Raw genomic sequence first — 272 nt, 5'->3', positions numbered from 1 at the left:
GTATCGGTAGGCTCTCCGGAATTCGAAACTGCGAAAGCTATACTGCAGAAGAAGATGGAAGGCCGCAGCGATGAAATCATGATTGATGACGAGGTTCTCGATTATCTGGCAACCCGCTTTGCGAGTGATGTCAGAAAACTGGAGGGAACACTCAATGAGCTGTTCTTCAAAGCAATATTATACAATCCGGAGCGTATCGATATCACTTTTGCGAAAGAGATATTTAAAGAAAATCCAATCGTTGTCAAACAGGAGGATGAATTAACGCCGAA

Annotated in this window: 1 protein-coding gene; it reads left to right on the top strand. The window is 43.4% G+C overall.

All coding sequences use genetic code 11. The features are described 5' to 3' along the window. Nucleotides 1-54 precede the first annotated feature (54 nt). A partial coding sequence (locus L0M99_RS09705; RefSeq protein ID WP_425304317.1) for a hypothetical protein occupies nucleotides 55-272 on the top strand: 218 nt, incomplete at its 3' end.

The organism is Varibaculum cambriense (assembly GCF_022133705.1).
In the GTDB taxonomy this organism is placed as follows: Bacteria; Actinomycetota; Actinomycetes; order Actinomycetales; family Actinomycetaceae; genus Varibaculum; species Varibaculum cambriense_A.
The sequence above is the reverse complement of the archived record's forward strand: the minus strand, read 5'-3'. Positions and strand labels throughout refer to the sequence as shown.